At 42.0% G+C, this 23,838-nt stretch carries 13 protein-coding genes; all 13 read right to left on the bottom strand.

Annotated features, from left to right (window positions below; all coding sequences use genetic code 11):
- Positions 1-9: 9 nt before the first annotated feature.
- Positions 10-792, bottom strand: coding sequence for an NIPSNAP family protein (locus ACS5PU_RS18060; protein ID WP_439460561.1), 783 nt, complete (start codon positions 790-792; stop codon positions 10-12).
- 95 nt (positions 793-887) lie between these two features.
- The gene (locus ACS5PU_RS18055) at positions 888-4,469 is read right to left on the bottom strand and encodes a family 43 glycosylhydrolase (RefSeq protein WP_439460560.1); all 3,582 of its coding nucleotides are present in this window, start codon (positions 4,467-4,469) and stop codon (positions 888-890) included.
- A gap of 470 nt (positions 4,470-4,939) precedes the next feature.
- A complete protein-coding gene (locus tag ACS5PU_RS18050; RefSeq protein ID WP_439460559.1) occupies positions 4,940-7,234 on the bottom strand; it encodes a prolyl oligopeptidase family serine peptidase in 2,295 nt (764 codons plus the stop codon).
- 83 nt (positions 7,235-7,317) lie between these two features.
- Positions 7,318-8,757: an APC family permease gene (locus ACS5PU_RS18045; RefSeq protein WP_439460558.1), complete on the bottom strand. Its 1,440-nt coding sequence runs from the start codon at positions 8,755-8,757 to the stop codon at positions 7,318-7,320.
- A gap of 35 nt (positions 8,758-8,792) precedes the next feature.
- Complete coding sequence (locus ACS5PU_RS18040) at positions 8,793-10,574, bottom strand: DUF885 family protein (RefSeq protein WP_439460557.1); 1,782 nt, start codon at positions 10,572-10,574, stop codon at positions 8,793-8,795.
- Positions 10,575-10,662: 88 nt separating this feature from the next.
- Complete coding sequence (locus ACS5PU_RS18035; protein WP_439460556.1) at positions 10,663-11,565, bottom strand: AraC family transcriptional regulator; 903 nt, start codon at positions 11,563-11,565, stop codon at positions 10,663-10,665.
- Between the two features lie 332 nt (positions 11,566-11,897).
- Positions 11,898-13,139: an NAD(P)/FAD-dependent oxidoreductase gene (locus tag ACS5PU_RS18030; RefSeq protein ID WP_439460555.1), complete on the bottom strand. Its 1,242-nt coding sequence runs from the start codon at positions 13,137-13,139 to the stop codon at positions 11,898-11,900.
- Between the two features lie 40 nt (positions 13,140-13,179).
- Positions 13,180-14,181 carry a 4-hydroxyproline epimerase gene (locus tag ACS5PU_RS18025; RefSeq protein ID WP_439460554.1) on the bottom strand — a complete coding sequence of 334 codons (1,002 nt, stop codon included), beginning with the start codon at positions 14,179-14,181 and terminating at the stop codon, positions 13,180-13,182.
- Positions 14,174-15,760, bottom strand: coding sequence for an aldehyde dehydrogenase (NADP(+)) (locus tag ACS5PU_RS18020; protein ID WP_439460553.1), 1,587 nt, complete (start codon positions 15,758-15,760; stop codon positions 14,174-14,176). Before ACS5PU_RS18020 ends, ACS5PU_RS18025 begins: the two co-directional genes overlap by 8 nt.
- Positions 15,761-15,774: 14 nt before the next feature.
- Entirely contained in the window at positions 15,775-16,692 is a 918-nt protein-coding gene (locus ACS5PU_RS18015) for a dihydrodipicolinate synthase family protein (RefSeq protein WP_439460552.1), read from the bottom strand.
- 317 nt (positions 16,693-17,009) lie between these two features.
- Positions 17,010-18,680, bottom strand: a complete 1,671-nt coding sequence (locus ACS5PU_RS18010) for a M1 family metallopeptidase (protein ID WP_439460551.1) — start codon at positions 18,678-18,680, stop codon at positions 17,010-17,012.
- A gap of 204 nt (positions 18,681-18,884) precedes the next feature.
- Positions 18,885-20,282, bottom strand: a complete 1,398-nt coding sequence (locus ACS5PU_RS18005) for an aminopeptidase P family protein (protein ID WP_439460550.1) — start codon at positions 20,280-20,282, stop codon at positions 18,885-18,887.
- Between the two features lie 661 nt (positions 20,283-20,943).
- Positions 20,944-23,667, bottom strand: a complete 2,724-nt coding sequence (locus ACS5PU_RS18000; RefSeq protein ID WP_439460549.1) for a DUF5695 domain-containing protein — start codon at positions 23,665-23,667, stop codon at positions 20,944-20,946.
- Positions 23,668-23,838 lie beyond the last annotated feature (171 nt).

Genomic DNA, 23,838 nt, shown 5'->3' with positions numbered 1-23,838 from the left:
TATAAACGGTTAAATGTCCGAATAATCGGTTGGATAAACGAACCTGGTATCGTTTTTAGAAACATTATGCTGATACTCGGGCATTGCTGAAAGTTTTTTCCAATAATCATCAGCCGAAAAAGCTTTCCAGTGTGCATCTCTGTCGGCCCTATCCTCAAAAGTGGTTAAATACATGAGGTTGGGCATACGGCTGCCTGCAATTACTTCACCATAAAATACGGCATTAAAGTTTAACCTTTTAAACAGTCCTATTTCATCTCCTTTGTTGAACATCTGTACTTTATTCTGAAAATACTTTTCGGTGGGCGCTTCGTAACTTCTCAGTTCGTAAACCCGTTTGGCCATGGGCGATTTCAATTTGGGCAGCGAAAAATTAGGGGCATTTTCAAAAGCTTTTAATATAATGCTTTCTAACCGCTCGTAAGGTGCATCGATATAAAGTGCATCGAGATATGCTTTACCATCATTTTGATACTGTGCATCTTTAGCCAGTTTTTTATCCAGTTCTAAAACCCCGCTTAACGATTTAAACGGAATGAACACATAAATAAGGTTATCGGCAGTACTGGTTTGATCGGTAACAATTGGTTTAAATACCCCAACCGAAGCAATTCCGCAGCGGTGCAGGGCCGGTAGGTAAGCCTGCTGCAAATAATTATCTACAATTTTTTCCTGTGTGGTATTTTTTAAATGATAAACCTTGATCTGATAAAAATCCTGTTTGGCAGCCTTGGCAGAGAAAGCGCACAATAAAACAAAAGAAAGGATAAGTGAAGCCTTGATTTTATGCATGATAAAAAATGAGCAAAAACAAAATTGTTTCAGCGCAACAAAATAGCAATTTGAATCGGTTTTTTGATAGTACGTAAAGGTTAAATGAAACAGCCTTACTTAACCTGTATAATTTTAAAACCGTTGAAAGATCCATAGCCGCTATTTTCGCCATAAGTTGCCTGATATGGACCAACCTGCACGGGTTTGTTCTCCCAATCTGATCTTAACATGGGGCTACCGGGCAACTCCTGCCAATACTTCGCATCCTTACTGCCGCGCAGGTAAAATACATTTCCTTTCCGCTGTATCTGCAGATATTTATAAAAGTTCCAGCCCGATGCGTTGTTCAATTGCTTCCGTCCACGGCTATCCAAATTGGTGGTGATGTTGCCAATATTCCAGCCAAGCATTACACTGTTTTGAACTAAACCGGTTTGGTTGCTCAATCCTTTAACCATCAGCCCAACATCGTTTGCGCCGTTTGCCTTTTTTTCTTTTAAACCGCTAAGGTCGTCCACCATCACTTCGGCTATAAAATTACCTGTTATTGTTTTGTACAGAAACGGACCCATATTTTCCGAACCGTCCCAAGCGCTTTTGGTAGAGACCAATGTTAGTGTTCCGTCTTTTTTAGCCACCTGATCTGCCTTCCCCATCAATCCATCCCAAAAACTACTTACTATACTTTGCTTCTCTTTATCGAAAGTTAAACCTGAGGTATCGTTTTTAATAACAAATAGATTTACGGCTGTATTTACCTTTTCGGGAGCAGATGCCAAACTCACATTCCCAAAATGATCGCGTACACGTACCGTATATCCGTAACTGTTGTTTGCAGCTACAGTGAAATCGGTATATCTGTCCGACTTTATCCAACCGCTGTTTTGGCCGGTGGCGATTTCGGTAAACTGATACTCCATGTTGCTACCTGGCAGTTTAACGGGGAAGGCCTGCATGCTTATCATATTTGGCGAAAGCGCCAGGGGCTTTTCATCGAAAGCTGCCTTTGGTTCGAATGGTGGTAAAGTTAGCTTCCAATTTTTGTACTGTTTCTCGGCCCCTGTTGCATTAAAAGCATAGTTATACAGGTAAAAACCGGCTATGGTTAAGTCTGAGTTTTTACTTTCGAGGTAAAATTCACCTCCAGCAGTTTTTATTCTATCGGTTTGGTGTTGAAGCAGGCCATCGAGGTATAAACTTAATTGCTTTCCGTTAAAAACGGCCAGCACATTGCACCATCTACCCTTTCCATTGATGTTTAATGCACCCAATTTGCCACCCATATTAATCATGAATGATGCGTTTTGATCGGCATAGGCTTGTAAGGCCATTGAAAAAGGCTTATTAAAATCAATATTTGATTTTGCCTTCTGATTAAAATGTAGCCGGTTATCTTTTTGCAATGTTACGCCCATGTGATTGGATACAATGCCCACAACTGGCTTTACAGCTGTTGTAATTAAACTTCCCAATGCTGTTCCTTCATTTTTCCAATCGCTTAACTTTCCTTCTGTTAAGGCTGCTGCATTTAAGTAAACCAGCTCATTTATTTTAGTATCTGAATGGGTTTCACGGATAATTCCGGCTTCGGTTAAGGGGATGTCGTATAACTTTAAACTACTGATGGCGCCAGAGAAACCGGCACTTTTGTCGGTATTACTACCAAGGAAAAAATTACTCAAATTATTGATAAAAAGCATTTTCCGGTCTTCGCGGTCTAATTTACCATCAACAAATAACTTTTCCATTGTACCATCGAAAGTAATGGCAATGTGGTGCCACTTAGCTGCTTCGGGCAGTTTTTTATAAGCCATATCTGGCCAGCCCCAATGAGAGGCAGCTCCCCATTTGGGATGTGAACCATAACCAATAGCTGCATTGGTGAGGTCTACCCCTCCTCTGGCCGTCCAAGCGATAACCGGTTCTTCTGGAGCAATATCGGGGTTGTACACCCACATGGCCACAGTAAAACTGCTATTGCCTTTTAAGGATAGTGGTGCCATAAAATCAGATTTCATCCCGTTTTCGCCATCAAACACCAAGGCTTTTTTACCTGCGAGAATACTTGCTACAGCATTATGCCCAAAGGCGGTAAAACTACCTTTTAGTTTACCTAAATTTTGCCACTGGCGAACGGTTTCTCCTGTTTTAAATTTGGACGCATCGAGGTTAACTAATAGGCCCTGAGGATGGTAGCGCTGCAGATTTTCTGCTTTCTTGATCGTAGTAGCAGTGATAGGCCTATATTCGGCATTATCAAAAACCTTGATGTTCCACACGCCTTTATTTAATCCGGGATACTCGGTTTCTAAAATTTTTAAGCGCAGATACCGTGCATTTACGAAAGCAAAATCGACCATTGGACTACCATGCTGTGTGTTTTTGCTTCTATCGGCATATGTTTTCCATATTTTACCATCTGCCGAGTAATCGATAAGATATTGGTAGTACCAGGTTGCGTATTCGAACTGGGTGTGTATGCTTTTAACCGCTTTTACACTGCCTAAATCTATTTCTAAAGTGGCCGGACCAATATTGTTTTTGGCTTTCCAAAGTGTTCCGTTATTATCGTCGACAGCAAAATCAGGCTTAAAATCACTGCTGTAAAAAGAAGATGCTTTTACCTTAGTACCAAGGGCTAAATTTGCATGGGGATTAACGTTTTTACCCAAAAAACCTACGCCATTGTGCGAAGGTGTTATTTTTTCAATATTTCCTTCTTCATCAAAGGTTATTTTATCGGCAGCAATCTGGCGGTGATAGCCTCCTCCTGAATGTGGATTATTGTGGCGGTGATAAATCATATAAAAATCATCGCCCTGCTGTAAAACAGATTCGTGCCCCGGTCCGTGTACGGTTCCATCGTTATTGGTAGCCAGAATGGGGTTGTTTTTTCCAAATACAAAAGGCCCCATTGGTCCGGTTTTACTGGTGGCATATTGTACGCGGTATGAACCATCTTCGCAATAGCCTGATGAATAGGTTAAATAATAAATTCCTTTGCGCTTAAACATAAAGGGGGCTTCGAAAAAATCTTTAGCCACGGTATTGGGAATCTGGGCAAGCTGCGCAAAAGATTTCATATCTGGATTGAGCAGTCCAACACCACAACCGTGATTGGGATAAATGCCCCAGGTACCCCAATACATGTAATATTTGCCATCATCATCTTTAAAAGTCTGTCCATCGAGCGTAATTACATTGGGCACTAAAAAATTAGGTACAATGGGCTTACCTTTAGGCAGAAGCGATGTCCACGGACCAACAGGTGTATGGGCAGAAGCTCCAAAAATTTCTACGGGCTGGCAATAATAGAGGTAATATTTTCCATCGGCACCCTGTGTTACATCTGGCGCCCAGTAATGGTGGGTGGTGGGCCAGTTCATATCTTGCAGGCTCCAGTTTACAAAATCTTTAGATACCCAAACCTGCGAGGGTCCGAAACCTCCACCGTTGCCATCGGTTGTGGCATAAATGTAATAGGTATCGCCAAATTTCTTTACCGTTGGATCGGCAAAATAACCGGGAATAATCGGATTGCCATTACCCGCTTGCTGATGGGTTTGTGCAGAAAGATTAGGAATATTGGCTAATAAGCATAAAACTAAAGCGCTTACGGATTGAAGGATTGAGTTTTGAATGAAAGAATGAATCCTTTTCCTAATCAACAAACGAAGCATAATTAAATTAACCATTTCTAAATGTGTTATAAGTTGGAGGTTATAAAATGAAACTAATCACCATTAAGGAATTAAGAACATTAAGACATACTGTACTAATGACTAATGAACCAAACACCATTAAAAGATTAAGAACATTAAGACATATTGCACTAATGACTAATGAACCAAACACCATTAAGAGATTAAGAACATTAAGTCGTACTGCACTAATGACTAATGATCAATGAACCAAACACCATTAAAAGATTAAGAACATTAAGACATATTGCACTAATGACTAATGAACCAAACACCATTAAGGAATTAAGAACATTAAGTCGTACTGCACTAATGACTAATGAACCAAACACCATTAAGGAATTAAGAACATTAAGATATACTGCACTAATAAAGCAATAATCCTGCTTGGCGTTTTGCTACCGATTAAACAGTTAATCAATTAACCTACTAATAACTAATAACCAATGAACTTAAAACCACCGCTACTTCGAAACATTTGGGTTTGGTGGTTCGGCGTTTAGTAGGTGTTTTACGAAGAAATCGCGTTTGCGCCTGCGTCCGTAAATACCGCCATCGCTATGGCCCATTCCGGGGATGCTCAAAATATCAAAATCTTTATTGGCTTTAATTAATGCGTCTGCAAGGCGATAGGTAGATTCTGGTGGTACATTTTCATCGGCTTCACCAACAATTAAAAATAAATTGCCCTGTAATTTGGCGGCATTGGTGATATTTGATTGTTCATCATAATGTTTTCCAACGGGATAACCCATCCATTGTTCATTCCACCATTGTTTATCAATCCGGTTATCGTGGCAACCGCAAGCCGAAACGGCGGCTTTATAAAATTCAGGATGAAACAATAGAGCTCCTGTAGAGTTTTGTCCGCCGGCCGATGTTCCATAAATACCCACACGGCTAATATCGGCATTTGGATATTTGGCTGCCATTGCCTTTAACCACAGGATACGATCTGGCAAACCTGCATCTGCCAAATTTTGCCAACAAACATCATGAAAGGCTTTTGATCGGTTTGCAGTTCCCATGCCATCTATCTGTACCACAATAAAACCAAGCTCGGCCATACTCTGCATCTCACTGGCCGGAAGAAAGTTTTTAGGCACAAAACTATCCTGCGGACCTGCGTAAATATTCTCTATAATTGGATAGGTTTTGTTTGCATCCATATTAGACGGGAAACATACTATTCCCCAAATATCGGTTACACCATCCCTGCCTTTCGCCACAAAAACCTCGGGCAGTTTAACACCAGTGGCCAAGTAGGCATCAACCTTACCGCGTTCGAGCTCATTTACCTTGTGTGCATTTGCAGTTAACCTTAATTCGGTAACGGGTGGTACATTAACCAGCGAATAGGTATCGATATAATACTTGCGGTCGGGAGAAAAGCTGAGGTTATGGTTACCTTTTTCGGGTGTAAGGTTTACCAGTCCTTTACCATCGAAACCAATCCGGTAATAATGGATAAAGTAAGGGTCTTCGCCGACATTCATTCCACTTGCTTTAAACCAAACCTGGCGTTTTACCACATCAACACTGTCAACATCCCGCAGTACCCAGTTGCCTTTGGTTATTAATGATTGTTTTCCGGTCAGCGTATTTACCAGATAAAGGTGCTGCCATCCATCCTGTTCGCTGGTCCATAACATTTCATTTGTTTTTGGCAGGTAACGGGTATAAATGCGGCTTTCGTAGATAAAAGTTTTGGTCTTTTCGTCGATAATGTTTTTGGTTTTCCCGGTTAGCACATCTACTTCAATTACCCTGAAACGCTGATGGCCGCGATCTACTTTCTCGTAGGTATAATAACGGTTATTGCCGTTGCGCCAATGCAGTTCTGGCGGACCAAAAAAGTCGATAGGATCTGCATCTACCTTGGTTGCGGTTTTAGCGGCCACATTAAAAACATAAGGTTGATAAGCCGTAAAATCATCACCAGGCTGTGCGTATTCCCTCGATCTTAACTCGCCGCGTGTTGTACCTGGCACCGAGCTTAACACATAATGCACTTTTTTAATTTCTTTCGGGTCGGTTTTGTAAGCAACAATACTCTTGCTATCTGGCGACCATGCGAAATCGCCATAGGGCTTATCGGCGCTGCCATCAGTGCTTAACTGGCTTTCGGCTTTGGTAGCCACATCAACAATGAACAGGTTACCCCCGCGGATCAGGATTTCGGTTTTTCCATCAGGCGATTTTCTGGATTCGCGGTTCCGTTGCCAGCGCGATCTCCGCTGCTGCAATGGCCTCTTGGCATTGTAACGATAAATTGCTGTGTCTTTTGTATCGGTTAGGCTATAATCGCCCAGGTTTAACTGGTACCATTTATCCTGCATTTTAAGTGTAGCGGTATTGCCCTGATCGGCAAAATAAAGCTCGGCAAATTGCAATTTTGAGGGGTTTGTTTTTTTGCCGGTAAGCTTTTCTATATTTTGGGCAAGTTTCTCCTGATCAAAAGCGGTTTTCTTTTTTCCTGTGGCAGCATCAACATAATAATATTCCCAGGTGCGGTTGGGAAGGTTCTTTTTGTACCAGAATGCGCTTCCATCTTTTTTCCAAAAAGGCACAATATCGTTATTGGTCGGAATGTTACGCAAGGCAGTATCCAGTTTATTGGATAATTGGTAGGCATTTACCATATCGGCCGCACTTGGTTCATAAGGATGCAGTGCGGGCTGCTGGGCTGAGGCCCGAATAAAAGTAAAGCTTAATAAGGCAAAGGCTATTGATTTTTTAGCCACAGAATAAATCATCATCACCGATTTTTTTATTGTAAATATACTGGTACGCTTTAGCAGATTTGTTTTAGATATTGATGGATAACATGAATATTTTAACCTCAAGCATCCACCGCTTCTTTAAGCTTACTATCCTGTTTGGCAATATTTCCTTTTATGAGGTAGTAAACCGGTATACCGATTAGGGTAATAATGAAACCTGGCCAGGTAAATTTGGGTTTGAAAATAATCAGCAATACACAGAAGGCAAGCCCCATAACAATGTAAATGATAGGCAATACCGGATAACCAAAGGCTTTGTAAGGACGTGGGGCATCTGGCCTTTTTTTACGGAGGATAAAAATCCCGAAAATGGTGAGCATATAAAACATCACCACTACAAAGGAAATCATATCCAACAGATCGCCATATTTTCCACTGATGCACCACAGGCATGCAAAAACGCACTGAATCCACAGGCCAAAACCTGGAACAGCGTTTTTATTTAAGGTACCTACTTTTTTAAAGAAAAGTCCATCTTTAGCCATCGAATAGTATACCCTGGCGCCGGCCATAATTAAACCGTTGTTGCAGCCAAAGGTTGATACCATGATCATTAAAGCAATAATAACAGTACCTGCCGTACCAAAAATATGGTTGGCGGCTGATACGGCCACACGGTCTTTATCGGCATAGGCAATATCGTGCAGGGATAATACACCAGTATACATAATATTGGTAAGGATATACAATACGGTTACGATAATGGTACCCAGTGCCAAACTTAAGCCAATATTGCGCGATGGATTTTTAATCTCACCGGCGATAAATGTTACGTTATGCCACGAATCGCTGCTGAAAATAGAACCTACCATGGCGGCAGCTATGGCACCAAAAGCAGCCAGTGTGGTGTAAGAGGCTACGCTCCCATCAATAGATAAAGGGCCGAGCTGCCACATGTTTTCCCAATTGGTTTTCCATATGCCTTTATCCATAAAAAACAGCCCGAACATAATTAAGCCGAATAAACTGAGCAGCTTGGCCACGGTAAAGGTAGTTTGGATAACTTTACCACCATTTACACCCCGGTTGTTGATATAGGTGAGCAATATAATAACGCCAATGGCCAATAGTTGTGCTGGAGATATGGTTAAGAAACCCAGATCGATGGCTACGAGGCTTTCGCTGAGTGATGGTATTAAATAAGCCGTAAATTTGGCAAAGGCCACACCTACGGCAGCAATGGTAGCGGTTTGGATTACTGTAAAAAAACTCCAGCCATATAAAAAGCTGATTAAAGGGTTATATGCTTCTTTTAGGTAAATGTACTGCCCTCCTGCTTTTGGAAACATGGCACTCAGTTCGCCATAGCTCAATGCAGCTGTGAGGGTCATAAAACCGGTTATCAGCCAAACGGCCAACAGCCAGCCCGAACTGCCTACGTTGCGTGTAATATCGGCACTAACAATAAAAATACCCGAGCCGATCATACTTCCGGCTACGAGCATAGTGGCATCCATCAATTTAAGTGAAGGTTTAAATTGTGTGGTTTCTTCTTTCATAATTTATCTGCTTGGTTGGTGGTTCGGAAAGGTTGTTACTTAAGTTGATCGTAAAAATGCCAGGTAGTAGTAAAATCGCGTGTAAGTGTCTGGTTGGTCAAGGTTGCGCGGATCATTTCTACCGGAATGAGGTTTTCTTTGATCACAGCATCGTGAAAAGCTTTGAAGCTCATTTTGCCACTATCAACCAGTTCTTTTTTCAGGGCAAAAAGCTGAAGCCCTCCGGTGAGGTAAGCCACTTGGTAAAGCGGACTGTAATCGCCCTGGAAAGACCTGCGTACTTCGCCTTCGGCATTGGCACGTTCATGGCCAACCCTATCTACCAGAAAATCGATACACTGCTGTGGAGTCCATTTACCCAAATGGTAGTTTAACGAGAACAGAATACGTGCACAGCGGTGCATGCGCCAGAAAAGCATCCCCATTTTTTCTTCTGGGGTTTTGGCAAAGCCTTTATCGTAAAGCAAAAGTTCCCAGTACAATGGCCAGCCTTCTACACTGAATGGTGTTTTAAAAGGCTCTCGGTAACTTTTATAGCGGTTGTTGATAAAATATTGGTAATGGTGACCAGGTAAAAGCTCGTGCTGAACAGTTCCCCTCGAAAAATAAGGATTGTTGCCACGCATGCTCATTAACTTATCGTCTTCTTCCATGGTATTGGTTGGATAAGAAATGCTGATTTCGCGGCCACCGGTAAAAAACGGGTTAACGAGCTGGCGTTCTGCTGACATCATCACCATGCCCCAGGTTTCTTCTGCCAAAGGCGGAATGCTGATCAGATCGTTGGCTTTAATAAAGCTTAAGGCATCATCCTGTAATTTCACAATCAGCTCGGCCTGTTTACCCAATGGAACATAACTGTTTTTAATTTTTTCCTGTGCTTTTTTCCAGTCCGTTCCAAACCCCATGGCTGCCGAAGCTTTTAAAAGCTCTTCATCGCAATACTTAAATTCTTTTTCGGCGAGCTGGATCAGCTGTTCTGGAGTGTAAGGGATCAGTTCGGCATTTAACTGCCTGATCAACTCTTCACGTCCGATCGGGTTGCCCTTAATGCCCGATTTATCTACCGCTTTTTTTGGCTGTGCATCACGGTTATTGTTAAAAACTTTCGCATAATTGCTTAGCGCCAGATCGAGTTTTTCGTAAGGTTTTGGTGCCCACCAGGTAAAGCCCGGGTCATAGTTCATGTAGAACTGATAAAAGCCTTTTAAACGTTGTTTTAGGCTATTGGTTACCGCAGCAGCCATTTTTGACTGATCGGCATTCAGATTTTCTGCGCTTTTAAAATTTGCGGTTAAAGTATCAATCAGTTTAGCGGTTTGGTTCATTTTGGCAGCCAGTGAAGATCCTTCCTCGTAGGTGCCTCTGCGCCTTAATCTTTCCAATGCATAAATAGGCTCGGCGAAAGGAAAGTATTTGGCTATGGCGTTATAGTCCTTTTCCTCTTTGTTAAGCAGCCAAACCGACGCTTCAATCTGTTTTTTAAGCAGGATATAATCTACCTTTCCGTAAATACTAAAGCCTTCAAACTTGGCCTGTTTAAGTTTATTCAAATAATCGTTATTAATATCCTGCAGGCGTTTCCGCTGATCGGGACTTTTAAAAGTTGCGAGCGGATAATTGTAATAACCACCTGTGGAGTAAGGGTAATAAAAATCGTTAATGGCATCAATATCCTTTTGGTATCCCGTAATCAGCGTTCCCATTTCGCTGGTTTGCTCGTATAAGCTTTCATTTGGTGTTTGGGCAGAGGCGATTGTACGGAGAAACAGGCTTAAAACTAATAATAGGGCAAAAAAATGGCGCTTGTTCTGCATTTGATATGATTTAAAATTGGGTAATAGGTTATGCCTCCATTTGAAAAAATGGCTAGCTTTTTTGATCAATAAATTGGATGTCGGCTGTTTAAGCGCCCACGTAACTCACCCTACTTACATTGTTATACGTATCGATATAAGCGCGTGGCGATTGGCCGATTATGCTTTTAAATACCCGGTTAAAATTGGTTATGCTGTTAAAACCGGCTTTATAGGCTACACCCGAAATGCAATCGGCTTTTTCGCCAGAGATAAGGCTTTTACAGGCATCGTTAATCCTTACTTCGTTTAAAAAGGATACGAAAGTATGGCCGGTATGTTTTTTGAAATACCTACAGAAAGCCTGCGGGGTCATAAATGCCGCATTGGCCACATCTTCCAATGAGATTTGGTTGTTGTAGTTTTCGGTAATGAAGTTGATAATTTTACTCAGGCGCATCCCTTCGTTTTCTGTTACGTTAGAAGAGTACATATCTGAACACAATGCTTCTACATCATCATTTAAATCCTGTAAACCATTAATCAGCTTTAAAAATTTGAACAGCACATCTACACCGGAAGCATGGTGAACATCAAATAGTTTAGATACGATATCTTTAGCATACCTGGCCGGAACTTTGAAGCCATGTTTGTTCTTGGCCAAAAAAGAGCTGGCCATTTTCATTTCAGGAAGGCTGAACAGCGCAGCTAATATACCATTCGGGTTGAAATAGATAGAGCAGGCTTTTATTTTCCTGGACGAATCGGGAGAAAAATATTCCGGGTTGCTTTTAAACAGGTGGGGAAGCTTTGCACCGATTACGAAAATATCGCCCGATCTGAACGCGTGCATATCGTTTCCTGCTATCAATGTCCCCTCGCCTTTTTCTACATAGGTGATCTGCCATTCATCATGTCGGTGCAGATACTGATAAAAATGTGGCGATTCAATATGCTCCGATATTACACTCTTGTCGTCGGGCACAAGCATGGTAAATGGTAGTACTTTCATGTAGTTGGTTGGTTGGTTTAGGTTTGTTGATTATGAAATGAATGTAAGGATATTAACTTTTAAAAACCAATAAAAGCTAAATAAGGTTAAAATCTTGCTACAATTTGATAAAATATGACGGAATTTAGCCTTAAAACAGGACTCTGCCAACTACTGAAAACTTAGTTAACTTACTGTGATCGAACATTTAACCACTAAATGATATTGTATTTTGAGCAAGTACAGTTACAAGAGCAGATTTTGCAAGTGCTTAAACACGCAAAAAGCCAAGTGTAAAACTTGGCTTTAAAGTAATTTGGGATGAAATATCGTTAATTGAAGTTTACTGCTGGCTACCGTTCTACCGAATAAGGGGCCAGTTTTAAATCGCTGGTTTCGCCGGCAATAATCTGGCTAACCAACAAACCCGTTGCAGGACCTAAACTTAGTCCCATCATACCATGGCCGGTAGCAATAACTAAATTTTCTCTTTTTTTACTCCTACCAATGTAAGGCAAACCATCAGGAGATGAAGGCCTGAAGCCATACCAAATATCTTTCTCTGCTGGCAGTGCTGGTTTTAAATCGGGAAAATAAGCGGGCACAGATTCTACAATCCCCTTTACCCTTTGCATATTGATCCTGGTATTGATTTTATCAAGCTCCATGGTGCCACCGTACCTGATACTGCCGTTCATTGGCGTAATGGCCACCCTTGCCTCGCACAATAAGGCAGGCACAGTTAGGCGGTGCTGTGGTTCTGGCTCCATAAATGAATAACCTTTACCCGGCATTAAGGAGATGTTGATATCGGCCATTTTAGCTACCGCCGGCGACCACGATCCTGTAGCCAGTACATATTGATCTGCTTCCCAGGCCTGGTTTCCGGTATAAACCTTGGTAATGCGGTTACCAGCGGCCTCCATTCGATCAACCTCCTTGCCCCGCTCTATCTTCACACCGTTATCGGTTAAGTACTTTAGCAGAGCATTCATCAGCTTTGTTGGATAGAGGTGTGCATCGCAACGGTAATGTACAGCGCCCAGAACATCCAAAGCCAAATCAGGCTGTAGGGCCTTGCACTGGGCGGGTGTTAGCACAGCCATATCCAAACCAAGTTCGGTTGCCCTTTCGGCCAGGTGCGCTTCTTCTTCGCCTGCTTTCTCTGTTTTGTAAAAAGCCAAAATCCCTTTGTTGGCCAGCTCGAAATCAAAGCCCGGTGCGGTAGCTAAATCTTCGTACAGTTTTTTGCTCAGCAAAGACAGATCGCGCAAAGGTTCGGCCGATTGGCTTACATGTTTTGCGGTGGCATTTTTCATAAACTTCAAGCCCCAGCCAATAAGATTTGCGTTTAACGAAGGACGTACATAAAACGGGCTCTTGCTGTTAAACATCCAGCGGATACCCTGCTTAATCATACCGGGCGCGGCCAAAGGCACAAAATGGCTCGGCACAATCATCCCTGCATTACCGAAAGAACAGTTATCGGTTATATCGCCCTTATCCAAAACCGTTACTTCATAGCCTTTTTTCTGCAGATAATAGGCTGAGGTTAAGCCTACAATTCCACCACCTATAATTAATACCTTCGACATTCTTCTAACTTATATATTGCTGCTATTATTTTAATCGTTTTTAAATTACCTGAAACCCATAGGCATAAGGATCATCTTCGGCATCGATTTTAATGGTATTGTAGCCATAAACCTTCGCCCAACCTTCTACACTTGGTATGATGGCCTTGATGCCGTTAACTTCTACTTCTTCTTCTACGCGGCCGGTAAACTTGCTGCCAATAAAGCTTTCGTGGATGAAATCTTCTCCCAATTTGAGTTTCCCCTTGGCATGCCATTGTGCCATACGGGCAGAGGTTCCGGTACCGCAAGGCGACCGATCTATGGCTTTATCACCATAAAAAACCGCGTTTCTTGCTGTCGAACTTGGATCTAAAGTTTTACCTGCCCACAAAATATGGCTACAGCCATTAATGGTCGCATCTAAGGGATGTACAAAAGTATATTTTTCATTAATCCGTTTTCTGATCACCTGGCTCCAGGTAATCAGCTGCGAAGCGGTATATTTTTCCAGTCCTGGAAAATTTTCCTGTGGATCTACAATCGCATAAAAGTTACCACCATAGGCCACATCGAAGGTAAGGGTACCCAGATCGGGGCATTCTACCTCCATATTTTCGGCAGCTAGATACGAGGCTACATTTTTAAGTTTTACTGATTTAACTTTTTTATTTTCCTGCTTATATTCGATTAGTACCAATCCGGCGGGTGCTTCCATTCTAATTACACCAGGTACTTTGGGTTTAATTAAACCTTCTTCTACAGCAATGGTTATTGTGCCAATGGTACCATGCCCGCACATGGGCAGGCAGCCGCTCGTTTCGATAAAAAGAACTGCTACATCATTGTTCGGATCGTGGGGCGGGTAAAGGATACTGCCCGACATCATATCATGACCGCGTGGTTCGAACATTAAACCTGTTCTGATCCAATCGAATTCTTTTAAAAAGTGCTGGCGCTTTTCGCTCATGTTCGAGCCGTTAAGCTGGGGGCCACCACCTGCAACTAACCTAACCGGATTTCCGCAAGTATGTGCATCTACACAAAAAAAAGTTTTACTCATAAGATTTCGTTAATTTTTGATTAACCGTTCTGAAAATTCCTAATGGGTTACCATCTTTCAGCTCATCTGGCAGTAAGTCCTGTTCCCAATCCTGGTAAGCCAGTGGTCTGGCAAAGCGATAAATCGCTGTTGAACCTACAGATGTAAAACGGCTATCGTTAGTAGCCGGAAAAGGGCCGCCATGTTGCATCGCTGCGCAAACTTCTACGCCAGTTGGTACACCATTTAAAATAATCCTTCCGGTTTTATCCGTTAATTTATTTACCAGAGACTGATAGTTTTGCAGTTCGTTTTTATCGGCCATTAGGGTTACGGTAAGCTGTCCTTCCAATACCTCAATAGCTTTTTCAAGCTCTGCTATATCGGTTGCCGTTACAAGTAATGAATATGGCCCGAAAATTTCTTCACGGAGTTTGGGATTTTTGATAAAATCGGCAGCACTTACTTCGGCAATTTTAGCTTCAGACTGATTTTTCAGTTCGCCGTTTTTCACTGTTGATGCACTTAAAAGTACCACTCCGCTTTCATTCACCACCTCTGCAGAAAGTTTACCATAATTATGGGCAATGCCTTCGGTAAGCATGGTTGCAGATGGAACAGCGGCAATAGCTTCTTTTAAAACAGTTTTAAATTCTTGTAATGCCGGCGATTGAAGGGTTAGCAATAATCCAGGGTTGGTACAAAACTGACCTGCACCCAAGGTAATCGAAGCGGCATATTTTTGCGCCAGTGCCGAGGCCTGGTTTTCAACTGCTTGTGGTAGAAAAATTACTGGATTGATGCTTCCCATTTCGGCAAAAACCGGAATAGGCTGTTCTCTTTGCTGCGCCAGATTGATCAAAGCCATTCCTCCTTTAAATGAACCAGTAAAAGTTACGGCCTTGGTTAAAGGATGCTGAACAAGGCTAGCCCCAATAGTGTAACCATCATCAAACAATAAAGAAAAAACACCTTTCGGCATGCCTGTTTTTTCGGCAGCTTTAACAATTGCTCCACCTACCAGGGCACTTGTACCCAAATGTGCGGGGTGTGCCTTTACCACTACCGGACAACCAGAAGCGAGCGCCGATGCTGTATCGCCACCTGCTACAGAAAATGCAAGCGGAAAGTTACTGGCGCCAAAAACCACTACCGGTCCAATTGGCACTAGCATACGTCTAATATCGGGCTTTGGTAATGGCTGCCTTTCGGGAAGCGCAGTGTCAATAATGGCATCAACCCACGAGCCTTCTGCAACCAGATTGGCAAACAGCCTTAACTGCCCAGTGGTGCGCCCCAGTTCTCCCTGTAAACGGGCCAAAGGCAAACCGCTTTCTGCCGATGCCCTGTTTACCAGCTCATCACCAAGACTGGCAATTTCGTCGGCAATGGCATTTAAAAAAGCGGCTTTAATATCTTTATTTAAATTTCTATACCCTTGAAAGGCTGCTGTTGCAGCTGTTAAGGCATCGTTAACCAAGCTTTCGCTGGCTTTAAAAAAGGTACCTTCAAGCGTTAATCCTGTAGCAGGATTAACAGCCTGAAGGCTTTTTTCATTAACTTCTGAATAGGTACCGGCTACAATATTTTTTCCGTTCATATTTGGTTTTTAAACTATTTACCCCAGCTACCTGCAGGTAATTCAGGGCGTACAGCCAATGCATCGTTTATAATTTTCAATACTTTTTCTCTTTCTGCTCCGCTAATCGGTAAACGTGGTGCACGAACAGCTTCGGTTCCAAGGCCTGTAGCCACTTCTGCCAGTTTAATATACTGCACCAGTTTGGCGTGGATATCGAGCTCAAGCACAGGCAAAAACCAACGGTAAATGGTTAGCGCCTCGGCAATACGGTTTTCTTTGATCAACCTGAAAATGGCAACGGTTTCTCTAGGGAAAGCATCTACTAAGCCTGCAACCCAACCATGGGCACCCATTACGATACTTTCCATCGCCAAAGGATCTACACCGGTAAAGATTTTAAAGCGGTCGCCAAAACGGTTAATCAGCCTGGTTACGTTAGAAACATCTCTTGTCGATTCTTTTATCGCCTGGATATTATCATATTTGGTTAACACTTCGAACATATCCAAGGTCACTTCAATCTTATAATCAACAGGGTTATTGTAAATCATAATTGGCAGGCTGGTGCTTTCTGCAATGGCACCAAAGAAAGCTAAAGTTTCATCGGCTGCGGCATTGTAACGCATTGGTGGCAACAACATTAAACCCTGTGCACCAATTGATTCAGCTCTTTTAGCCACTTCTATTGCTTTTTTGGTAGTAGATTCTGCAATGTTCAACAAAACAGGTACACGGCCATTTACCAATTCTAAAGTATGGGCCAACAGACCGAATTTTTCATCATCGGTAAGTACACTGGCTTCGCCCAAAGAGCCACCTAAAATAATCCCTTCTGCTCCTGCTTCCAGTTGTGCTTCAATATTCAGATCGAAAGCTTCAAAATCCAATTCATCGTTTGCCGTAAATTTGGTTGTTACAGCAGGGAAAACCCCAGTCCATTTGATACTCATTGTAGTGCTATGTTTTTTAATAATTAAGGTTCAAAAAATTAATTAGGAAGTTTAAACCAAAAAATCAGTTTAATTGGCCGAAACACCGCTCAATCAGAATTATCTGATCTAAATTCATTAAGCGATGCTCAAAGTTACTGGATAGCGGCACGGTAATATTGTTGGATTTTAACCAATATTGGCTATAAATACGCCATTTAAACCGGGCATACTTGAATAGCTACATGGCCCCGGCTGTGAAATTGCTGCCACAAAAAAATGGTATCCTTCTAAAAAAGAATACCATTACATCGTTAAGCTATTAATGTACGAAGATCTTATCCTTCGTTTTTAACCTTAACGTAATACATAAATTCGATAGCATTTTTGGTAAACAAAGCCTCTTGCCCTTTGGCTAAAGCAAGTTCCTGCCAGGTTTGTGAAGGAATAATTTTGATGGTTTTCAGCCCCGGCCCGCTTAAAGACAATGGCAGGTTAAACCCCTTAACGCAATCGCTATAACGGTAAAATACTTTACCATTTTTGAGATAATATTCGAATGTAGGAATTTGGGTAGTACGCAGGTACTGATCAAAAACCTTTGCATAATTAAACCCGGCACGTTTAGAAATATAAGCCTCTATCTGCGCTGTGGTAACTGTTTTGTGGTAAAATGTTTGGTTAAGTCCACGCAAAATAGACCTAAAAAGCTCGTCGTTGTTTAAACCATGCCTAATGGCATGCAGCATGTTACCACCTTTTGGATACATGTCGCCACTGCCCTGCGCATTTACCCCGTAGGACGGAATAATCGGGCTATCGTTGCGGATTCCTTTTCTGATCCCGAAATTATATTCGTTACCGGCTTTGTTGCCAAAAATATAATCCACAAAAAGTGTTTCGCTGTAATTGGTAAAGCCTTCGTGCACCCACATATCGGCCAGATCGTTTGTGGTAATGTTATTTCCAAACCATTCGTGACCACTTTCGTGGATGATGATAAAATCCCATTTAAGGCCCCAGCCATCGCCAGCCATATCGCGGCCCATATAGCCAAACTTGTAGCGGTTGCCATAAGAAACTGCCGATTGATGTTCCATTCCGGTATGCGAAGCATCAATCAACTGGTAACCATCTTCGTAAAAAGGATACGGGCCAAACCAGTGTTCCATGCTTTTCATCATTTTATGTACCTGATCGGGCATGTAGGTTTTCGCTTTGGGATAGTTGTAATCCAACACCCAGTAATTTATATCCAGCGGGCCTTTTTCGCCTGCATACTGCTCTTTAAAATTAACGTACTTTCCAATATACGGGATAATACAATAGTTGCTGATCGGGTTTTTAACATTGTACTTATAGGTTGTAGTGCCGTTGTGATTGTCTTTTTTAAACACCAGCCTGCCGTTTCCCACAGCTACCAAAGTATCAGGAACCGTCATGGTTAACGAAGCACCCAAGTTGGGCTCATCACTCTGGTGATCTTTATTCGGGTACCAAACCGAAGCGCCCAAACCCTGGCAGGCCACTGTCATCCATGGGCGCGAAAGCGAATCGGTAGTGAAGATAAAACCACCGTCCCAGGGTGCCCGTTTGGCCTGGTGCACCTTTCCATGGTAAAAGATATGCACATTGTTCAATGCCGACAGCTTTTGCGTCGGAACATGCACATACCAAACGCTGGCCACATGTTCGAATTTTAACTTGGTTTTTCCGTTGTATAAAACACTATCAATCAGCAGTGGTTCCTGAAGATCGATCTGCATCCGCGTTTTTCCATCATTAACCTTTACTACTCTGTACACAATTTTATTCGACCCAGTTATACTTTTATCGTTATAATCGGGCGTAACAGAAAGTTCGTAACGCTGTACATCCCACCAGGTACGTTCGGCGTTTAAACTTCCCCTTAAGGTATCGGCCAAAGTATACACTTTTTTAGGGGCCTGTGCAAAAAGCATGGCACTAAACGTTAAGAAGAGTACAGTTAAGGATGTTGTTTTTTTCATATCTTTTTGCTGGTTATAGTATTGAAATCGCGTCTTATTTATTTGAAAAGCAGTTACAGTTTTCCATCGGCGGGTGCAGTCCTGCTATCCCTCCTGCTCCGATGAAGGATCGGGAGCATCCGTTCTATCAGGTTTAGTTAACCTTGGTTAAGGCTTACTACCGCTGTGCTTAAAAAAATCCTTACAAAATTTAAATGCCATTCACTAGTAAGCTGCTGCTCTTATCGCCTCTATTTCATCGGTAGTTAAGGCCAAATATCTACCTAACATCCTGCTACCGCTTTCAGTAACCAGAAAATCGTCTTCTACCCTAATGCCGCTAAAGTTTCTGAACTGCTCCAATTTATCGTAATTGATAAATTCGGTAAACTGATTTGCCGCTCTCCAACGGTCTATCAATTCGGGGATGATATAAACCCCAGGCTCAACTGTTAACACGTAACCTGCCTCGAGCGCTTTGCCCAACCTTAACGATTTTAACCCAAACTGCGTGGTGTTTTTGGTCAGCTTATCGGTATAGCCCACATATTGCTCGCCCAAATCTTCCATATCGTGTACATCTAAGCCCATCATGTGCCCAGTCCCGCATTGAAAAAACATGGCGTGTGCGCCTGCCTGTACGGCATCATCAACATTACCTTTCATTAAACCCACATCTTTTAAGCCCTGTGCCAGCATTTTGCACGAAGCCAAGTGTACATCCAAATACCTTACACCAGGGGCCAATAAATTTTTAGCATGGGTATAGGCATTGAGTACAATATCATACATATCTTTCTGCTCAGCACTGAATTTTTTACCAACCGGGAAAGTACGGGTAAGATCTCCCGCATATCCTAAAGCTGTTTCCACGCCCGAATCGTTCAAAACCAATTGGCCATCCTGTAGCTGATTGCCATGGTAATGGTTATGCAAAATTTCACCGCGTACGGTTAAGATAACCGGATAGGCCAGGTTACCACCATTGGCCAGAGCAGCTCCCTGAATTTTCGCTGCAAGTTCGCGTTCGTACATGCCCGGTTTTGCCTGCTGCATTACCATTAAATGAATGTCGGCTGATATTGCTGCTGCACGATCGAGTTCTTCAATTTCCTCAACCGATTTAATTGAACGCTGTGCAACAACAGCTTTGATAAAATTGAGCGATGCCTTTTCTTTCAGCTCACTTATCGGTAAGTTAAACCAATTGGCCAGTTTAATTTTATTTTCTGAACGGTATGGAGGTAAAAATTGAACCTCACGCTTTTTTTGCTGATAATTTTTCAGATAGTTATCCAGTTCTGCCAAAGGCAAAACCTTTGTTAAGCCAGCATCCAAACTCTTTTCTTCAAGCGTTTTCTGCCTGCCCATCCACACAATATCGTCAATGCTCATTTCGTTCCCAAAGAGAACTGTTTGGTCTTCATCCAGGTCAATTATTGCGGCCAATGATGGCTCGCTGATCCCAAAATAGTATAAAAAGGTACTGTCCTGCCTAAAATGATAAGTATTATCTTTATAATTCATCGGGCTATCTTCATTGCCCAAAAAGAGCAACACGCCCGAATTTATTTTTGATTTTAATACTGCTCTCCGCTCTTGGTAAACTTTCTTTTCAAACATATTAATAAGTGTTAGGCAAATATCCCAAAAGCGATCTTCATTCGATAAGAATAAAATTGAATGGCTAAAATATGGGTGGTATCTGCGAATTATAAACTATGGTTATGCTGTAAAAGTCACCATTAATTTAATCTTATCGAAAAAATAAAGGTAAAATTTCTGCCATTACAGCTTGCAGCATTCAAAATATTTCCGTGCTTTCCGTGCTTCCGTGGCAAAACAAATTAAAACAAAAAAAGTCAGTGAGACATAGTCCTCGTTACAAACGAAAACGATATGAAATTACAGTTCGTGGCGACACGAACCGAGGCGATAGAGAAGGAAAAATTCTTTTCTGCAGTTATTTGTTAGTTAAAATCTATAGTATAAAGAAATTCAAAAAGCTAAATATCATTAGCTAAAGTATTCATATAACAGAAACGAAGCCCAAAAATAACACAAAATGCTTTTTTAACAATCTAGCTATGAGCTTTAATAATTTATAAATCAAACAATAAGTATCATTTATATCTAGTTAAACAAAAAACAACTTACACGTTCAACTGATTATCATAGGAAAACAAAAAACAACTTACATATTCAACTGATTATCATAGGAAAACAAATAAAAAAAGGCCCCGTAAAATACATTTAGGAGGCCCCGACAGTAGATGAATTGATATTATTTTTGAAGAACTATTTCAGTTGAGCTATCTTTAGCAAGTTTAATCTGGTACGCTCCCCTTTCCATTACCTCATTGCCTTTTACCGAATAAATGGCAGCACCTTTAACCGCCGTAGGTTGAGCAATTCTCAGTATCGCATTCGGGGTATAATCATCGGTTTTACCCAATTTCAAACTGATCTGACCATTAACTGTATTGTAAACCACCTCATCAATCGTACCTGCATCAAGGGTAATCCAAAGTTTTGCAGGCGCAATATACACGGCAGATTTAGCCGCAGTAGTTAACTTTACCCGTACGGTATTTCCGGTTTTATCCAAGTTACCACCAAAGGCTAACCAACCAAACTCTGGGTGATTTAAAATGTAAGATGAGGTATTAACGGCATAACCAAAAAATCCGGAACCATAATCGCCTGTAATGCCATCATTTTTTAAAGTAGAGGGATAGGCATGAAATGCCGCAGGTGCGAAACCATCTTTGGTGATGTTTGAAATAGCACCAAGTAAACCACCGTAGCCTGCGCGGAGCAGATAAAAATCATCAGGGTTTTTACGGTAATCCATCAATACCGGAATGGCATTCAGTGCCGAACCATAGTGGTGTATCATCCGTTCAACACGGGTAAGCTTACCGCCGTACAGAAAATCCCAGTAACGGCGTGCATTGCCATTATAGGCCCAGTGGGGCACTACCGGCATGTAAGCCAATATCGCATCGAGTGTTACATTTGCCTTATCCTGGTAGCCAAAATAGCTCGACCATACATAAACCTCTTCTTGACCTGTCGAATCCCAAGGCATTTCACTACCAAAGGGATATTGCAACGAGCGCCAGTGGTTAGCCCGCTTCTTCATTTCATTTTCCAGCTTGGTTGCTTCATCTGTTAAACCTTCATTTTTAAGGTCGGTAAGGATGAGGTAAAATACGGTGCCCTCCATCTGCCCAAACTGTGCATAGTAAGGTGCAATGTTAACCATGGCCATACCGGTTTCTGCTGCATTGATAAGGTGCTGTTTCCAGCTTTGCGCTTCTACAAGGCCACTATAATTACGGGCCAAACGGTACATTACCCAATGTGCGGCAGCCACATGCGGATAGTTGTAAGAGCGGCCAAGGTTATCGGCTTCCTTTTTAGGCCAGGCCGACCAGGTTTTAAAATTAATATTGGCAGCATAGGTATCTTTCGGAAGCGAATCGGGTGCGTAGTAAAACAAACTCTTTTTAACCCCGTATTTCTGTGGCCCATCTTTTAGCTGTATCCTTCCGAACATAACCGTATCAACAAACTGCTTCAGTTTATCCACTTCTGCTTTTTCTGGATGCACCAACTGTTTCATTATTGCCCCTAACCACGAGCCTGCCCCACCCTCATCGCTTAAACCCGCAATCCATGCACGGTTATCCTGCGTTACCTGCTGCTGTTTTTCATAATCGTAGGTGATGGCAGAAGGACTTCTTTTAAAAATGGGATCGGGCTGATCGAACCACTGCTTAGTGGTTAAAAAATGGCCATAATTGGCAATCACCTCAGTCTCAGGCTCAATAATTTTGTAATTGATGGTTTGTTCCAGGCCATCTTCGTAAGTGATAGATAGTCTGGCCCTGCCCCAGGTATTCCCCTTTACCGAATAGCTTTTCCAGCCATTTTTGGTAGTTCCCAATACATTTATACTCAGCGCATTTTCGGGCTGTACCTGTATAGTTTTAATTTTTTTGGCATAATTGATAAATAATTTAGCATTAACATCCCTTGGTAATACATAGCCTGGAACCGACATGGCCACCGGCTTTTTATTTTCAATAAGTTTGCTTTCAATATTTTTTGCCGATCCGGAAAGCACGAACTGAAGCGCATAACTGCGTGTTTCGCCCGGTTTTAAAGTAGTTGATGTTGGCGTGTTCCATTGTTCTGCGTTTTTCCACTCGTTGTCGGCATAGGCTTTACTGTATACCATCCACTCGTAAAAACCTTCAAAAGCAATCCCCCTAGGTGTACGGTCGTCGTTTAGCGGATTATAGGCTTCAAATGGCGTAGTTCCTACCGGCATAACCAGCAAGGATGGTGCATGCCCGCTTAATCTGGTTACCTGCAGATACCCTGCATCTTTCCCAATGTAAGGGTCATAAAAAACATTTTTAGCGTGGGTTTGCTCCAGTGTCCTTCCTTCTAAAATATTATCGAAAATCATTGGGATGCCTAATGCGCCAATTTCTACAGGCTTATCGGTTTTATTTTTTAGTTCGAAACGCAGTACGAGTTTACCGTTTTGCATTTCCCAAAGGCGTTTAACCTGCAATGGAATATCGGCAGGCAGTGTTGCCGCCAAATTGGCTGCTGCGAGTACGTTTTTACCGGCACTTATTTTTTCGACAGCTTTCCGCTTTGCGGCCGTGCTGTACGTTTTCCAGGCTTCATCACCAACACTGCGGAGTTTCAAATTAATATCGCCCAAGTGGTATAAGCCATCCGAACTGCGCACTTTTAAGCTATCGCTTGGCACGAAATCAAAATCTTTAACTGTTTTTGGCAGAAGTCCGGCCACCGTTTGTGATGATTTTACCAGCTTTAAATTAAATGCACCGGCATCGTAAGTAGAGAAGCCATTTTCCAAGCCCAATGTTGATGGCTTTTTACCCAGGGCAATCCATGGCGATTGTGCAAAAAGCACCTCAATATTTAGAAAAGTTAAAAGACAGCAAATTATTGCTTTTAACATAATTATGGCGAAAGTTCTATTCCGTTTTTGATTTATGGTTACCATGTTTGCTTAGCGCTTTAGGGATGTTTTATCCAAAAATATATTTTATAAAATAAACCGGAAGCCATTATTAAAAATAGCGCAAAATCGGTAAAGAATTGGTGTATTTAATGGAAGTACCGGCAGCAA

Origin of the sequence: Pedobacter sp. GSP4 (assembly GCF_051857575.1) — a bacterium.
Lineage (GTDB): Bacteria > Bacteroidota > Bacteroidia > Sphingobacteriales > Sphingobacteriaceae > Pedobacter.
This window is presented reverse-complemented; position numbering and strand designations above follow the sequence as displayed.

Excerpts from the sequence above, each read along its gene's own strand:
- ACS5PU_RS18060 (WP_439460561.1), bottom strand. The coding sequence starts at position 792 with ATGCATAAAATCAAGGCTTCACTTATCCTTTCTTTTGTTTTATTGTGC.
- ACS5PU_RS18055 (WP_439460560.1), bottom strand. The coding sequence starts at position 4,469 with ATGGTTAATTTAATTATGCTTCGTTTGTTGATTAGGAAAAGGATTCAT.
- ACS5PU_RS18050 (WP_439460559.1), bottom strand. The coding sequence starts at position 7,234 with ATGATGATTTATTCTGTGGCTAAAAAATCAATAGCCTTTGCCTTATTA.
- ACS5PU_RS18045 (WP_439460558.1), bottom strand. The coding sequence starts at position 8,757 with ATGAAAGAAGAAACCACACAATTTAAACCTTCACTTAAATTGATGGAT.
- ACS5PU_RS18040 (WP_439460557.1), bottom strand. The coding sequence starts at position 10,574 with ATGCAGAACAAGCGCCATTTTTTTGCCCTATTATTAGTTTTAAGCCTG.
- ACS5PU_RS18035 (WP_439460556.1), bottom strand. The coding sequence starts at position 11,565 with ATGAAAGTACTACCATTTACCATGCTTGTGCCCGACGACAAGAGTGTA.
- ACS5PU_RS18030 (WP_439460555.1), bottom strand. The coding sequence starts at position 13,139 with ATGTCGAAGGTATTAATTATAGGTGGTGGAATTGTAGGCTTAACCTCA.
- ACS5PU_RS18025 (WP_439460554.1), bottom strand. The coding sequence starts at position 14,181 with ATGAGTAAAACTTTTTTTTGTGTAGATGCACATACTTGCGGAAATCCG.
- ACS5PU_RS18020 (WP_439460553.1), bottom strand. The coding sequence starts at position 15,760 with ATGAACGGAAAAAATATTGTAGCCGGTACCTATTCAGAAGTTAATGAA.
- ACS5PU_RS18015 (WP_439460552.1), bottom strand. The coding sequence starts at position 16,692 with ATGAGTATCAAATGGACTGGGGTTTTCCCTGCTGTAACAACCAAATTT.
- ACS5PU_RS18010 (WP_439460551.1), bottom strand. The coding sequence starts at position 18,680 with ATGAAAAAAACAACATCCTTAACTGTACTCTTCTTAACGTTTAGTGCC.
- ACS5PU_RS18005 (WP_439460550.1), bottom strand. The coding sequence starts at position 20,282 with ATGTTTGAAAAGAAAGTTTACCAAGAGCGGAGAGCAGTATTAAAATCA.
- ACS5PU_RS18000 (WP_439460549.1), bottom strand. The coding sequence starts at position 23,667 with ATGTTAAAAGCAATAATTTGCTGTCTTTTAACTTTTCTAAATATTGAG.